Annotated in this window: 8 protein-coding genes and 1 pseudogene; 4 read left to right on the top strand and 5 right to left on the bottom strand. The window is 41.5% G+C overall.

Annotated elements, in window-relative coordinates:
- Window positions 1–199: 199 nt before the first annotated feature.
- Together QUE35_RS09450 and upp are read right to left on the bottom strand one after the other, a co-directional pair.
- Complete coding sequence (locus QUE35_RS09450) at window positions 200–1,327, bottom strand: hypothetical protein (protein WP_022600148.1); 1,128 nt, start codon at window positions 1,325–1,327, stop codon at window positions 200–202.
- 43 nt (window positions 1,328–1,370) lie between these two features.
- Window positions 1,371–2,024 (bottom strand): uracil phosphoribosyltransferase, encoded by a 654-nt coding sequence (gene upp / locus QUE35_RS09455; protein WP_022600149.1) that lies wholly within the window; start codon window positions 2,022–2,024, stop codon window positions 1,371–1,373.
- A 407-nt stretch (window positions 2,025–2,431) separates the two neighbouring features.
- Between upp and pckA the strand changes: the two genes are divergently transcribed.
- Window positions 2,432–4,039 (top strand): phosphoenolpyruvate carboxykinase (ATP), encoded by a 1,608-nt coding sequence (gene pckA / locus QUE35_RS09460; protein ID WP_009318439.1) that lies wholly within the window; start codon window positions 2,432–2,434, stop codon window positions 4,037–4,039.
- Between the two features lie 2,086 nt (window positions 4,040–6,125).
- Here the strand turns inward: pckA and QUE35_RS09465 are convergent.
- The 3 genes and pseudogenes from QUE35_RS09465 to QUE35_RS09475 all read right to left on the bottom strand — a co-directional run bounded on the left by QUE35_RS09465 (window position 6,126) and on the right by QUE35_RS09475 (window position 9,225).
- Complete coding sequence (locus tag QUE35_RS09465) at window positions 6,126–6,983, bottom strand: fimbrillin family protein (RefSeq protein ID WP_022600155.1); 858 nt, start codon at window positions 6,981–6,983, stop codon at window positions 6,126–6,128.
- Window positions 6,984–7,023: 40 nt separating this feature from the next.
- On the bottom strand, window positions 7,024–8,835 hold the full coding sequence (locus QUE35_RS09470) for a fimbrillin family protein (RefSeq protein ID WP_169721114.1): 1,812 nt from the start codon (window positions 8,833–8,835) through the stop codon (window positions 7,024–7,026).
- A 127-nt stretch (window positions 8,836–8,962) separates the two neighbouring features.
- Window positions 8,963–9,225, bottom strand: a pseudogene (locus QUE35_RS09475) (HU family DNA-binding protein).
- A 1,785-nt stretch (window positions 9,226–11,010) separates the two neighbouring features.
- Here QUE35_RS09475 and QUE35_RS09480 point away from each other — a divergent pair.
- Genes QUE35_RS09480 through QUE35_RS09490 form a run of 3 tightly spaced genes read left to right on the top strand, consistent with a single transcriptional unit; the run spans window position 11,011 to window position 14,451 of the window.
- Entirely contained in the window at window positions 11,011–11,673 is a 663-nt protein-coding gene (locus tag QUE35_RS09480; RefSeq protein ID WP_031258198.1) for a succinate dehydrogenase cytochrome b subunit, read from the top strand.
- A 56-nt stretch (window positions 11,674–11,729) separates the two neighbouring features.
- A complete protein-coding gene (locus tag QUE35_RS09485; RefSeq protein ID WP_022600161.1) occupies window positions 11,730–13,673 on the top strand; it encodes a fumarate reductase/succinate dehydrogenase flavoprotein subunit in 1,944 nt (647 codons plus the stop codon).
- Between the two features lie 22 nt (window positions 13,674–13,695).
- Window positions 13,696–14,451 (top strand): succinate dehydrogenase/fumarate reductase iron-sulfur subunit, encoded by a 756-nt coding sequence (locus QUE35_RS09490; protein WP_009318442.1) that lies wholly within the window; start codon window positions 13,696–13,698, stop codon window positions 14,449–14,451.
- Window positions 14,452–14,693 lie beyond the last annotated feature (242 nt).

The following is a 14,693-nucleotide window of genomic DNA, read 5'->3' on the forward strand; positions in this document are numbered from 1 at the left end:
TTTCGTCAAAAAATGAAAGAGAATACTTCTAAAATAATCCATTCCCTAAAATATTCTCTTTTTTGCTGTACCATAAAGGCTCTTGCCCGATAGTTTATGAAGGGAAATAATATAATAAAAACGGGAAGTCTTATTGGCTTTCCCGTTGATTTTTAAATTATTGTAGATTGTTTAAAATTCAGATAGCCTCTTAGTCGGTTTATAATCGCTTTTTATAAGCACGACGGCGTTTGTGTTGCACGTTTTCAAAATATTGCCATTGAGACTGAACTTTCCCGTTTTCTTCCAATTCAGGATTACTTTCGGCATATTTATATCCGTTTTTTATAAATACGGGAACCAAATCAGAGAATAGTAATGCATTCGCTCCTGTATTTTGGTAATCGGGGCGAAGGGCAACAAGAAGAAGATCTACGACATCGTTTTTACCACGAAGAGCTTTTAAAATATGAATAAATCCGAAAGGGAAGAGTTTTCCTTTAGCTTTTTGTAGAGCCTTTGTCATGGATGGGATAGCAATTCCGACGCCAACGAGTTCTTCTTGTTCGTTGACAATTAGGGACACGTTTTCGAGTCTTACCATAGGGACGTACATTTTGACATAATAATCGATTTGTTTTTCAGATAATGCCGAATATCCATATAAGTCGGCGTATGCCTGATTTATAAGTTCGAATATCTTGCGTCCATAATCCTTGACTATTTTTTTTATACTGTTATATTTTAATACTTTCAGTTTGTATTTTGCCTGAACGATATCGGATATGCGTTTGTATTTTTCCGGAATCTCTTCGGGTACATATATTTTGAATTCTACCCAATCGTTATCTTTTTCATATCCGAGCCGGGTAATATGATCTACATAATAAGGATAGTTATAAATCGCGACCATTGTTCCGGGCTGGTCATATCCTTCGATTAGCATACCCTCAGGGTCCATATCTGTAAATCCTAATGGCCCTACGATCTCTTCCATTCCCTTTTCACGAGCCCATTTTTCGACTGCATTGAATAGTGCACTGCTGACTTCTGTGTTGTCTATGAAATCTACGAATCCGAAGCGGGCGCTTTTTTTTCCGCATTTTTCATTTACCTTATGATTGATAATACCGGCGATACGTCCGACCGGTTTTTCTTCATCATAGGCCATATAATAGACCGATTCGCAAAATTCGAATGCCGGGTTTTTGTCCGGGCTTAATGTTCCTACTTCGTCAAAAATAAGAGGAGGAACGGCGTACGGATTTTCTTTATAAAGGTCTATATTGAATTGTACATATTTCTTCAGCGCTTTTTTGCCTGAGATTTCACGAATGGTTATCTCCATAGATTTTTGAGTTTAGCACTTTTATTAGACGAAGTTGATATGATTATTCTTTTTCACCGTAAGCTAGATCTCCGGCATCTCCCAATCCGGGTACGATATAAGAGTGTTCATTAAGATCCGGATCGATAGCTCCGACCCAAACCGTTGTCTTCTCTTCGGGAAAATGGGTGGTGATATATTCGATCGCTTTTTGACTGGCTATTACCGATGCTATGTGAATATGTTCCGGTTCACCTTTTGTGAGCAGAGCTCTGTATGAGAGTTCCATAGAACCTCCGGTGGCCAACATGGGGTCTGTCAGAATCAGAATTTTCCCATCGATACGCGGAGAGGCAATGTATTCTATGAAAATCTCGAAATTCAGTTTGTCTTTATATTTCCGGTACGCCGAGACAAATGCATTTTCGGCCCGGTCGAAATAGTTCAGAAATCCTTGATGATAAGGTATTCCGGCACGTAGTATCGTTCCGATTACTATTTTGTCATCGGCAGTGTTTACACGGGCTGTTCCCAATGGAGTCGTAACCAGTTTTTCGCTATAACGAAAGTCTTTGCTGATTTCATAAGACATAACTTCTCCTATTCTTTCCAGATTTTTTCTGAATCGGAGACGATCTTGCTGGATATGTATATCCCGTATTTCTGCAACAAAACGATTTAGTTCCGAATTTTTTTCTGCAAAATTAACGATCTTCATTTCGTAACTTTTAAAATGGAATGCAAAAATAGATATTTATTGCGAGAAATCAGTGTATTAACTTCTGAAAAACGATATAAGGGACTGTTTAAATTAAATTATATCAGGTTATCTATGGGGGTACTTCTGATCTGTTTCCTCGTTTTTATTTGTCGGATAGTATGCTATCATCCTAGTAGAGACAGGAAATTGTCCTCGAAAGAAACTCTCAAATCTGGGCCGAGTAAAATTCAGACATAGGAATTAAAAAGATTAACTTTCCGATCCGGAATAAAAAAATGAGTCAATTAGCGAAAAATTTCTTTAATTAGAGTAACCATGTACCGAAATTATATTACTTTTGCATCGGATTTAGAAGAGAGATAATTAATTATATTCAGTCAATCATTTAATTCAACCAAAAGAAAATGGCAAATTTAGATTTAAGCAAGTACGGTATTACTGGTACTACTGAAATCCTGCACAATCCGTCATACGACGTATTGTTCGCAGAAGAAACCAAACCGGGTTTGGTAGGTTTTGAAAAAGGTCAGGTAACTGAACTGGGTGCTGTGAACGTAATGACAGGTGTTTATACCGGCCGTTCTCCTAAAGATAAATTTTTTGTGAAAGATGCTACCAGCGAAAATACAGTATGGTGGACTTCTGAAGAATACAAAAATGACAATAAACCGGTTAGCGAAGCAGCTTGGAAAGAACTGAAAAATATCGCTGTAAAAGAATTGTCAAACAAAAAATTGTTTGTTGTGGATGCTTTCTGCGGTGCTAACGAAGCTACTCGTCTGAAAGTTCGTTTCATCGTTGAGGTTGCTTGGCAGGCTCACTTTGTGACCAATATGTTTATTCGTCCGACAGCAGAAGAGTTGAAGAATTTCGGAGAACCTGATTTTGTCGTTTACAATGCATCTAAGGCTAAGGTAGAAAATTATAAAGAATTAGGTCTGAACTCTGAGACTGCAGTCGTATTTAACTTGACTACTAAAGAACAAGTTATCATTAATACTTGGTATGGCGGTGAAATGAAAAAAGGTATGTTCTCTATCATGAACTATCTAAATCCGTTGCGTGGCATCGCTTCGATGCACTGTTCTGCCAATACCGACAAGGCTGGTAAAAGCTCGGCTATTTTCTTCGGATTGTCCGGTACAGGAAAGACAACTTTATCGACAGATCCGAAACGTTTGTTGATCGGAGACGATGAACACGGTTGGGACGATGAAGGCGTATTCAACTATGAAGGCGGATGCTATGCAAAAGTTATCAATCTTGATAAAGAAAGCGAACCGGATATTTATAACGCCATCAAACGTGACGCTTTGCTTGAGAATGTTACTGTCGCGGCCGACGGTAAGATCGATTTTGCAGATAAGAGCGTAACTGAAAATACTCGTGTTTCTTATCCGATTTATCACATCGAAAATATCGTAAAACCGGTTTCGAAAGGTCCTCATGCAAAACAAGTAATTTTCTTGTCTGCTGATGCTTTCGGTGTATTGCCTCCGGTATCTATATTGAATGCAGAACAAACTAAATATTACTTCTTGTCTGGATTTACAGCTAAGTTAGCAGGAACGGAACGTGGCATTACCGAACCTACTCCTACATTCTCTGCTTGTTTCGGTGCTGCTTTCTTGTCATTGCACCCGACAAAATACGGAGAAGAATTGGTGAAGAAGATGGAAAAAACCGGTGCTAAGGCTTATTTGGTTAACACAGGTTGGAACGGAACAGGCAAGCGTATTTCTATTAAGGATACACGTGGTATTATCGATGCTATTCTTGATGGTTCTATCGATAAAGCTCCGACTAAAGTTATTCCTTATTTCGATTTCGTTGTTCCGACAGAATTACCGGGCGTTGATCCTAAAATTCTTGATCCGCGTGACACTTATGCAAATCCTGCTCAGTGGGATGAAAAAGCAAAAGATTTGGCTGGTCGTTTCATCAAGAACTTTGCTAAGTTCGAGGGAAATGCTGCCGGAAAAGCATTGGTTGCTGCCGGACCGAAACTTTAATATCGTTTCGATAAATAATTATTTATCATATTCAAAAAAGGAGATGCCAAAGAAAGCATCTCCTTTTTTGTGAGCGAGAGATTCTTAATTAAATTTTAATATGTTGATTTATAAAGTTAATTTGGCATATTAGTGCGGTTTACGTACGATATAAACTTAATTTATGGGACTTTTTGTGCTTTATGAAAGTGGTTGTATAAGTTAATTTAGAGCAATAAATGTCTACTAAAAGTAACAATTTAACCAATTAATATTCGGGGTGAGATGAACTACGATGACTAGTAGACGGTCGAAGAGGGGCTGGCATTTTTCGGCTATGTTTGCGTTCTAAACGTTATAAATATAACCGATTTGTTAAAAACTGGGATGCGGAATCTCTGTGTTTCAAGATGGGTATACTTGATATTATGGTCAATAACAGGCTATTGTTTGATATTTACATAAAAAATATCTTTGCATTATCTTGATATTTGGGAAAATGAAGGACGTAACAGGTCGCTTATTGAATTATCTCATCGCTTCGATAGGATAAAATAAAACAAACAAAAAGTCAAAATCAAGTTTTGTTGTTTAAATGGGTGATTCGCTTATTGTGTTCTTTAATGAAAAGTACGGGATAGATTGTCGGCATTACGACTAACGTAAAAAGTATGAGTAGTCCAAGCGTTTTCTTTTTACATTTACAAAAAATTCTGCACATTTGGAATTAAAGAAGTTGGTATAAAGAACGGTGATAAGGATGGCTTTACAAATAACTCAGAATATTGAAGACTATCTGTAATTGTGCATATAGAGAAAGTGTGTGCGTAATTGACATGGAACGCTTTTTTTGTTTGGGAGATGATATCAAATTGTTGAGTTTTTAAGATTGTTTCTGATAACATAATTGAGATATGGCCAATATTGGCTGGGTATTATTTTTTCTAACAGAATAATTTCATCTTGTCTTGTTTCTTTTCGGCTATTATATATTATAAACAGTTTTGTTATTATTGGGATTCATACTAAGTTATTTACGAAAGCGAACTCCCTCTGTTTTTATTTTCTTATATTTGTGTTTTATTATTTTTTATATCTTAAAAGGAGCTGTGCCAAAAATTTCCCAACATGAAATCAGGGTATCAGAATCTTTTAAAATAGACAAAGAAGCACTCGGAAGTTAGGACGTGCCTTTGATTGTTCCGAAGCCCTTTTCTGTGGGGAGCATACAGGGATGTGCAGTCTCGGACTTGCGGAAAGTCTTTACTCAAAAGTGTTGAAAATTTGGCTTGAAAGTGCGTTGAAGATAAAGTACGGTTCAGGTCTGAGTTGTGTCAAGGATGATAAGGCAGATGCGGAAATGATAGCAGATCATGTCAGTGTTTCTATGAACCTGAGAGAGCTGTGCTGTTTGAGCCGGAATTGCATGACATCAAGGAACTGAGGAGTCTGTATCATATCTGTGACCGCATTGTAAAAGATAGGGTTGCATTGAGCAATCAGATAGCGAGTAATGTATTTGAGTACTCACCTTATGTCAAGATTGAAATGCTAAAAAACTGAGGCTTTTCGTGAAGAAAAAGAGATAGAACAGGAAATGACAAAACTCATGCACTCGCCTGCCATAGGCAACCCTGTGGTGGAAGAGTATGCTCGTCAGTTGAGAGAGAAAGGAAAGCATAAGGGAGTGATAATGAATAATGTCAAGGGGGTGTCCAAAAAGTTGGAAAGTTCAAATTTAAATTTTCAATTTAGAACTAATAGACTTCGATTATAAAAAGAATGTCACTTTACACCTAATTTTTATAGGTGAAAGTGGTATTCTTTATTTATTTTGTTACAATCTATAACTTTTACCAATTCAGTTTTGACTTTTTGGACACCCTCTTTTCAAGAAGGTAAAGACTAAAATATTATGGGATCTGGAGTATCAACAGGTTTATGAGAAAAAGGATATAATCAGGAATTGAATGTCAACGTTATTCTGAAGTATATTTTAGTGTATCGCCAAAATATACAGTGGCTTTAAAGATGTGCACCTATAAATAAATGAATTATTATTTGTATAATGCACAACTCTTTCGAATATGATATCGGGACGGGAATGTCAGATTTCGATTTCACCGTCAATGGAACCTTGATCTTCCCATTTGCCGATGGTAGTTCTTTCGAGTGTAATGCCATTCTTGGAGACTCGCAACGTCACGGAAAGCATTTTGCCGCCGTCGAGCGTTGTAAGAGGTTGCCCTTCAACCGTCGTTTCAGGCAGCGTGAACTCACGGCTCTGCCCGTCGAGCGTCACCGTCAGCTTCACGCCGTCCCTGTTTTGGGGCACGACAAGCCACGAAACGTTCTCTCCGTTTTTAGCCGTATAATCCGCAGGCGTTTTCGCCGAGCTCTCCGCAACATTACCCTTTGATAAATCCACCATGCAGACCGTATGGGCATGGAGCGTTGTCGAGATTCCGCTCAACACCCTGGTCGCATAAGTGTCGTCGGCGACGTATTTCACGACGAGCTTGTGCATGGCATGCCGGAAAGGCATCGCAACGCTCTTCGCACCTTTCGGCACTTCGACAGCCGGAGCCAGCAGCAGGTCGGCGTCCAGGGCGCTCCTGACATCGAACTCGAAAGTCGAGGCATCCGCTCCCCCATGATTCGGATAGCACCCCGCAAAGGTCACCTTGTCGCCTTCAATGCCGAGGCCCTGCCAGTAGAGTGTCGTAGAGCCTACGGTATAGTCTTTCTGCACGCTTTTGCCATTCGATGACACCGTGAGCGTAAAGGTGTCTCCCGTCCGGAAATTCCCGGCTCCCGTATCATCGAGCTGGGGTGCGCGTGTCAGGGCTTCGACTCCCGTTACTATCTCGATCCTTCCGTCCGCAGGCATCGCGCCCTCATTGTCCTCCTTGTCGCATGCTGTTAGCGCAAGTGCCGTCAGCAACATCCAAATCGTCCTTTTCATTATCTTTTATATTTTATAGTTCATATCCGTTTTTACATATTCACTCGTCTTCCGCCCGCACTTCGGGGAATGCCTTCTGCCAGATGTCCCGTCCCAAATCCACCGTCGTCAGCGTGATGATGAAAGTGGACTTGCCGGTTCCCATGTGCACGGGCCACATATCGTCATTGTACCAGATAGGGGTGCGTATCATCCGGTGATGCTGATAGTCATTGTCACTTCCGGTTCCTTCGAAGTTATAGTAGTCGTTGTTGTCCACATAATAGATTGCCGAAACGTCGCCCGCCTCGTCGAACTCCGCGCCCCAGATAACCATGTCATGGTAATCTCTGTCGGGCATGGCCAGCCGGACGAATCCCAACGCCTGCCTACGGCTCAACGCATCCTTGACGGTGCGGTTGAAATCCTCTTTCGTGAGCATCTGGTTCAACGTTGCCACCGAAATTCCCGCAAAAACCTCCTTGAAATAGCCTTGGAACTTGGTTTCGATATCAGAGTCGTTCGGATAAAGTCTGCCCACCGTACCGTTGAGAAACCAGTTCACCGCCGCATAGTCCCAGTTACCCAGGTTTGCGAAGTTCTCGCGGAACAGGTCGAATATCCCGCTCTCTTTCGTGCCGACGAATTCCATCGACGGACGGGAGGGAAAGTCCGGATAAAGGTCTGTCCCGTACTTCCGGTCGTACGCCTCGATATAGGCCCGGTTGTGGTGCATCCACCAGTGGAGCAGGTTCGAGGCCGCGGCCGCCCAGCATAGGTTCCCGTCTTCGATAAAGTCGGGATAACTGCCGAACATGTTCCGCTTGTCGCAGTCGTACCATCCGCACTCCGGACTCCAGTTCAGATACTCCGGCGAATACTCCCCGGCCTTGAACCATTTGCCCGTCGGGAATGACTCCAGATCGGGAAAGCAGGTTACGACTTCGTCCGGATTGCATACCGGAGACTTGATGCCGTAAACCCAATGCTTGCTGTCGGCCCACTCCGAAGGGTCGGGCTCCGGTTCGGGTTCTACCGCTCCGTTTTGTTTCAGGGTCAGGCGGAGCGTTGTCTGGCGGCCTGCCTCGAGCGACGAACTTCCGCCGACTGTCGCAGGGGATTTGTAAACGGATTCCTTGCCGTCGATGGAGATTTTCACCCACTTTTCGCCTTGTTTCAGCTTTTGAGGATAGAACACGGCGCAGTAACGGCCTTCGCCGAGTTTCCGGGCTGTGATCCATTCTGTTTCCGAGCCTTCCGCAGGTGTTACCTGGCCTGTAAACAAATAGGCGCAGCCCTGAGTCAGGCCGCGGACACTGACAGCCAAATCTTCGGGAAGTTTCCCCTCTTTACTTTCGATATTCATCACGAGCCGGTGCAGCGCATGTCCGAACGGCATTTCGATACGGTTTCCGGGGATCGATCCCGTACTGACGGTTTTGTTCGACCACAGCAGGTCCGAAGCCTCGTAGCCTTCCGCTTGCTGGTCGTTCGATACCGGGTGCATGTGCATGCCGTCCGTTATTTCGTTCTGTATGTCGTCGCGTGCCGGATAATAGGCGTTAAGCGTCACCAGTCCGTCGCCCAGTTCGCTTTTCTTGAGACGCGGTGTCCATGTGTCGTTTTCCCGTGTCAGGACGATGTGCCGGTACGTTCCGGTATTTTGTTCAATGTAAAGCCCTATTCGGTCGCCGTTGGCGAACGTCCCGCTGCCGTCCTCGGCGATATCTGCGCGGGTGGACACATTCCCGTCCTTCGTGAACAGAAATTCCACATAGCCGTCATTGTCAAAACCGGTGTCCAGCTCCTCGTGCCGACATGCAGCACCCAGCAATAACAAGGCGAGAAGCATGATTTGCAGTGATTTTTTCATTATATATTTCCGTATCATAATTATACTATGTACAAATAAGCTCTTTGATGTCTTTTTATTTCCTAGCTAACTGTATAACATTCATGTAATTTTTTGATGTATTTTTGAAAACTATTTTATGTCTTCATCACTTTCCCTCTTTTAGTATATCCAAGAATGTCTTTGTCGGTCTGAAGGCAGGAATAGGGTGAGCCGGAATCACGATGGTCGTGTTCTTTGAAGTATTATGGGCTTTCTTTTCACCCTTTTATTTGATGATGAAATTCCCGTTATGTAAGTGTACCACATAACTCCTGAATTCTCGCAAGAACACTTCATTCCTGACGCTCGTGACTTCCTGACATTCTCCATGAATGCCTCTACTACAGTTGTCGCTATCGACTTTTCCATTCCGGTCTCTTGTGCGATCTGGACAATAACATCCGTTTGGCAAAGTCAATCAGCAAGTGCAATATTACGAAATAAATTTGAAGGACTCCTTTTTTGGTGTTGAGAAGTTAAGTTTTTCCCTTGGTCTGCGGTTAATTTTGTATTGCACCTCTTTAATAAACTTTTCCGATAATTTTTAAAGTCTGTTTCTTGTGGTATATAATTGTCGTATAAGCCTGTTTTCGCTCTCAATGAGGCATACGAGTCTGCAAAATAAACAGTAGTATCGAGAGCCTTTTCAATTTTCTTGTGACAGGCAAACTCGCGTCTCTTATCCTAATGGTCAACATGTTTTTCTAGTAAGGGAGAAGTAATCTTATAGCCATATCAGCCACCTTTTCCGGGCTCTTTCCATGTGGCAGCCACACCATAAGAAAGTAGTTTTTGAGTGCTCGTACAAAGTCAGTATGGCACTCTTCTGTCCCTTGCTTATGATAAATCCATTTCCCAGTTTCCGAAACGTCTGTCTTCGGCTTCTGCCGTTCTGTCCTGTATGCTTGTCTTACGTACCTTGGTTTTTCTGGCCGCCTTGATATGATGCTTTAGTTTATGGTGGTAATGGCTGCGGGGGTCTCCGCTTTCGTTGCTCCTTATCTTTTATGTATCGTCTCATGGGATATATGTTCTGATTTCGTGGAGAGGTAACTCGGAAATTTGCCAGGGAGGTCAGTCTTCAGTCTTTAAGAGATGCAGGGCATCTTTCAAGATATTCCTGTCAACTCCCCTGTTCCCCGGCATGCGCTCCTTACAGACATCTTGTGCAATTCGCCAGCTTGTAATGCCCTGGACTGGTTGAATTAAGTTTTATTTCCCTACCTACGGTTGTGGGGTGAATTTTTATTTGCCGAGCAATGGCTTTTGCCTTCTTATAATCCCAGATAGATTGTGTATCTTTGCTCACGGGAATGCATGGCAACATAAAATTAATTAATCTATTCGGGGAGGCGGTGGCTTTCCCTTTATTTTTTGTGTTGTTGAATGACCTTTTTGAGTTGTTAGTCTCCTTCCTCCGTCTGAAAGGGAGGAGAAAGGAGATTGTATTTTTATCTTGAATCTATATAATTAAAAATGAGAATTTGAGTTACTGGACTTACCTTCTATGTATGCTGCAGACTTTAGGGAATAGAAAAGTTACTTTATAAATAAAATACAAGCATTCAGTGAAAAGTTTCCTTAAAAACTTATATACTTCTATGGCAAGAGAATCACATAAAAATATAACTGCTTTTGTTTTGGCTTTTATAATATTCTGTAAAGTCATGATATAAATATGAAATAAAGTTATATTTGTCCAGATTTTGTTTGAGTATTATTAGCAAAGAAAAACATCGAAATAGGAATCAGAGGTTTCTTTTCTTGTTAAGTAATCGGAAGAAAAATCTTTTTAATCAGTTCTTTATTAAATTTTTTTGTATGCTTCTGTAAAAGGTTTTAATTGCGTTTTGATTCTAATAAGTAGCTTTAAAGATTCAGTAAAGTTTTATCTGGTAGTTAATTAGTTAAAAGTGAAACAGTAATTCTCTTTCGATCTATTCTCTTGTTATCTTTAGAATTTGTAATCTGCTTAAACAGAGGCCTGTTATTGATATTTATTCCGGTACGGAAGTTTTTTAAGGTAGCCTTCTTTATTTAAGGAAAAAATTCTTTAATCACTTGTTTTGTACGCAATATTCACCTAATTTTGCAATTTGTAAAAATGCGATAAATCTACATAACATAAATAAATAACTTAAAACTTAGAATCCTATGTGGTTATTCAATTCTTCAATCGGGAGAAAGCTGGTCATGAGTCTGTCCGGGCTTTTCCTCATTTTGTTTTTAACCTTCCACTTAGCAATGAACTTTGTTGCGGTGTTCTCCGGGGAAGCCTACAACATGGTTTGTGAGTTCTTGGGAGCTAATTGGTACGCATTGGTCGGAACTCTTATCTTGGCTTTGGGTTTTGTCGTGCACATCATCTATGCATTCTGGCTTACGATTCAGAATCGTAAAGCCCGGGGGAATGACCGTTATGCTGTGGTTGCCAAACCTAAACAGGTAGAATGGGCATCTCAAAACATGCTGGTGTTGGGTATTATCGTTGTTGTTTTCTTTATTCTGCATCTTGCTCAGTTTTGGTATAAAATGCAGTTTAATGAAATTGCAGGTTTAGATTTGGGCGTTGATCCTCACGATGGCTACCAATTGATTCTGGACACATTCAGCAATCCGTTGTTCGTTATTTTGTATTTGGTGTGGTTCGTTGCTATCTGGTTTCATCTCACTCACGGTTTCTGGAGCGCTATTCAGACGATCGGATGGAATAATAACGTGTGGTTGACTCGTTGGAAAGCGATTTCGAATGTTTATGCAACGATCATTTGTGCAGGTTTTGCTTTTATTGCGATTTATTTCGGTTTTATCGCATAATCGGAAGAGACCTTTTGATAAAGATTTTATATTAATTCAAACGAAAACAAACAAATATGTCTCAAATAGATTCTAAAATCCCTGAAGGTCCGTTGGCCGAAAAGTGGAGTAATTATAAAGCTCACCAAAAACTGGTGAATCCCGCAAATAAGCGTCGTCTGGATGTTATTGTCGTAGGTACCGGTCTTGCCGGAGCTTCGGCTGCCGCCTCATTAGCTGAAATGGGATTTAACGTATTGAATTTCTGCATTCAGGATTCTCCCCGTCGTGCGCATTCAATTGCTGCACAAGGCGGTATTAATGCTGCGAAAAACTATCAGAATGACGGCGATAGCGTGTATCGTCTTTTCTATGATACGATCAAGGGTGGAGACTATCGTGCCCGTGAAGCGAATGTATATCGTTTGGCGGAGGTTTCTAACAATATTATCGATCAGTGTGTAGCTCAGGGTGTACCTTTTGCCCGTGAATATGGCGGTTTGTTGGATAACCGTTCTTTCGGTGGTGCTCAGGTATCCCGTACATTCTATGCTCGTGGTCAGACCGGTCAACAACTGTTATTGGGCGCATATTCCGCATTGAGCCGTCAGATCGGTAAGGGCAAAGTAAAAATGTTTACCCGTCATGAGATGTTGGACGTCGTGTTGGTAGATGGTCGTGCACGGGGTATCATTACCCGTAATTTGGTAACCGGTAAAATCGAACGTTATGCTGCACATGCTGTTGTCGTTGCAACAGGAGGATATGTAAATACATTCTTCTTGTCGACCAATGCAATGGCTTCTAACGGTTCTGCTGCATGGCAATGCTATAAAAAAGGAGCTTATTTTGCCAATCCTTGTATGGTACAGATCCATCCGACCTGTATTCCGGTGCATGGAGATTTCCAGTCAAAACTGACTTTGATGTCCGAGTCTTTACGTAATGACGGGCGTATTTGGGTACCGAAGAAGATAGAAGATGCAAAAGCTTTGCAGGCCGGGAAGAAACAAGGAAAAGATATTCCGGAAGAAGATCGCGATTATTACTTGGAACGTCGTTATCCGGCATTCGGAAACTTAGTTCCGCGTGACGTCGCTTCACGTGCCGCCAAGGAACGTTGTGATGCCGGTTTCGGTGTAAACAATACCGGATTGGCAGTGTTCCTTGATTTTTCCGATGCTATCAAGCGCTTAGGTAAAGAAGTGGTAAAACAGAAGTACGGTAACTTATTCGATATGTATGAAGAAATTACGGATGAGAACCCGTATGAAACTCCGATGATGATTTATCCGGCATTGCATTATTCGATGGGTGGTTTATGGGTAGATTATGAGTTGCAAACTTCTATTCCTGGCCTATTTGCAATCGGAGAGGCAAACTTCTCGGATCATGGGGCTAACCGTTTGGGAGCTTCTGCTTTGATGCAAGGTCTTGCTGACGGTTATTTTGTATTGCCTTATACAATCCAAAATTATCTTGCCGACCAGATTCAAGTGCCTCGTTTCAGTACCGATCTGCCCGAATTTAAAGAAGCAGAAAAGAATATCGAAGCTCGTATTACCAAATTGATGAGCATAAAAGGAAAAGAATCGGTAGATTCTTTACATAAGCGTTTAGGTCATATAATGTGGGAACATATCGGTATGGCTCGTGATGAAAAAGGTTTGAAAGAAGCAATCGAGATGTTGAAAGATCTGAAGAAAGAATTCTGGAGTAATGTATTTATTCCGGGTTCGGGCAATGATCAGAACATCGAACTGGAAAAAGCATTGAGACTTGCCGATTTTATCGAAATCGGTACATTAATGGCTCATGATGCTTTGGATCGTGCAGAATCTTGTGGTGGTCACTTTCGTGTAGAACACCAGACTGAAGAGGGTGAGGCATTGCGTCATGATGATAAATTCTCTTATGTTTCTTGTTGGGAATATCAGGGAGAGGATAAAGACCCTGTAATGCTGAAAGAAATGTTGAATTATGAATTTGTCGTTCCTCAAACCCGTAACTATAAAAAGTAATAATCAGTAACAAAGAATTATCATGGACAAAAATATAAATGTAACCCTTAAGGTTTGGCGTCAGAAAGGTCCGAAAGAAAAAGGCCGTTTTGAAACTTACCAACTGAATAATATTTTTCAGGGTGCTTCTTTCTTGGAAATGCTGGATATTCTGAACGAACAGTTGATAAAAGAAGGTAAAGACCCTGTCGTTTTCGATCATGACTGCCGTGAAGGTATTTGCGGTATGTGTTCGTTGTATATCAACGGTCATCCTCACGGAGCTGCGACCGGTGCTACTACTTGTCAGTTATATATGCGCCGTTTTAATGATGGCGATACGATCACCATCGAGCCTTGGCGTTCGGCAGGTTTCCCTATTATCCGTGACCTGATGGTAGATCGTTCGGCTTATGATAAAATCATTCAGGCAGGAGGATTCGTCTCGGTAAATACCGGTGGTGTTCCCGATGCCAATGCGATAGCCATACCTAAAGAAGATGCCGATTTGGCAATGGATGCAGCCGCATGTATCGGTTGCGGAGCTTGTGCAGCCGCATGTAAGAACGGGTCGGCCATGTTGTTCGTTTCGGCTAAAGTAAGCCAGTTGGCGTTACTGCCGCAAGGACGGGTTGAAGCTACTCGCCGGGCAAAAGCAATGGTTGCTAAGATGGATGAGCTCGGTTTTGGAAATTGTACCAATACCGGAGCTTGTGAAGCCGAATGTCCTAAAAATATCTCTATTTCGAACATTGCACGTTTGAATCGGGAATTTATCTCGGCTAAGTTAAAAGATTGATAACATCATTGGATTGATTATTTTATGGAACGGGATTTAGTTTGCTAAATCCCGTTTTTATTATCAGCTTTTTCTGTTTTTGCACGTTTTATATCTTTATCAAAACAAAAAGCAATTCTCGAAATATTTGAGCTGAATTTGAACTCTTTATTTTATGAATAGATTACCGTATGCGGCTAATAGCGTTTCTGTATCGAGTTATTTCTTTTGTTTCGTGATTCTCGGTAGCGCTTCCCGGAGGT

Origin of the sequence: Coprobacter fastidiosus (genome assembly GCF_030296935.1) — a bacterium.
In the GTDB taxonomy this organism is placed as follows: domain Bacteria; phylum Bacteroidota; class Bacteroidia; order Bacteroidales; family Coprobacteraceae; genus Coprobacter; species Coprobacter fastidiosus.

Bases quoted from the DNA above. Each gene is read 5' to 3' on its own strand.
- QUE35_RS09490 (WP_009318442.1), top strand. From the start codon at position 13,696: ATGGACAAAAATATAAATGTAACCCTTAAGGTTTGGCGTCAGAAAGGT.
- QUE35_RS09485 (WP_022600161.1), top strand. From the start codon at position 11,730: ATGTCTCAAATAGATTCTAAAATCCCTGAAGGTCCGTTGGCCGAAAAG.
- QUE35_RS09470 (WP_169721114.1), bottom strand. From the start codon at position 8,835: ATGAAAAAATCACTGCAAATCATGCTTCTCGCCTTGTTATTGCTGGGT.
- QUE35_RS09480 (WP_031258198.1), top strand. From the start codon at position 11,011: ATGTGGTTATTCAATTCTTCAATCGGGAGAAAGCTGGTCATGAGTCTG.
- QUE35_RS09465 (WP_022600155.1), bottom strand. From the start codon at position 6,983: ATGAAAAGGACGATTTGGATGTTGCTGACGGCACTTGCGCTAACAGCA.
- QUE35_RS09450 (WP_022600148.1), bottom strand. From the start codon at position 1,327: ATGGAGATAACCATTCGTGAAATCTCAGGCAAAAAAGCGCTGAAGAAA.
- pckA (WP_009318439.1), top strand. From the start codon at position 2,432: ATGGCAAATTTAGATTTAAGCAAGTACGGTATTACTGGTACTACTGAA.
- upp (WP_022600149.1), bottom strand. From the start codon at position 2,024: ATGAAGATCGTTAATTTTGCAGAAAAAAATTCGGAACTAAATCGTTTT.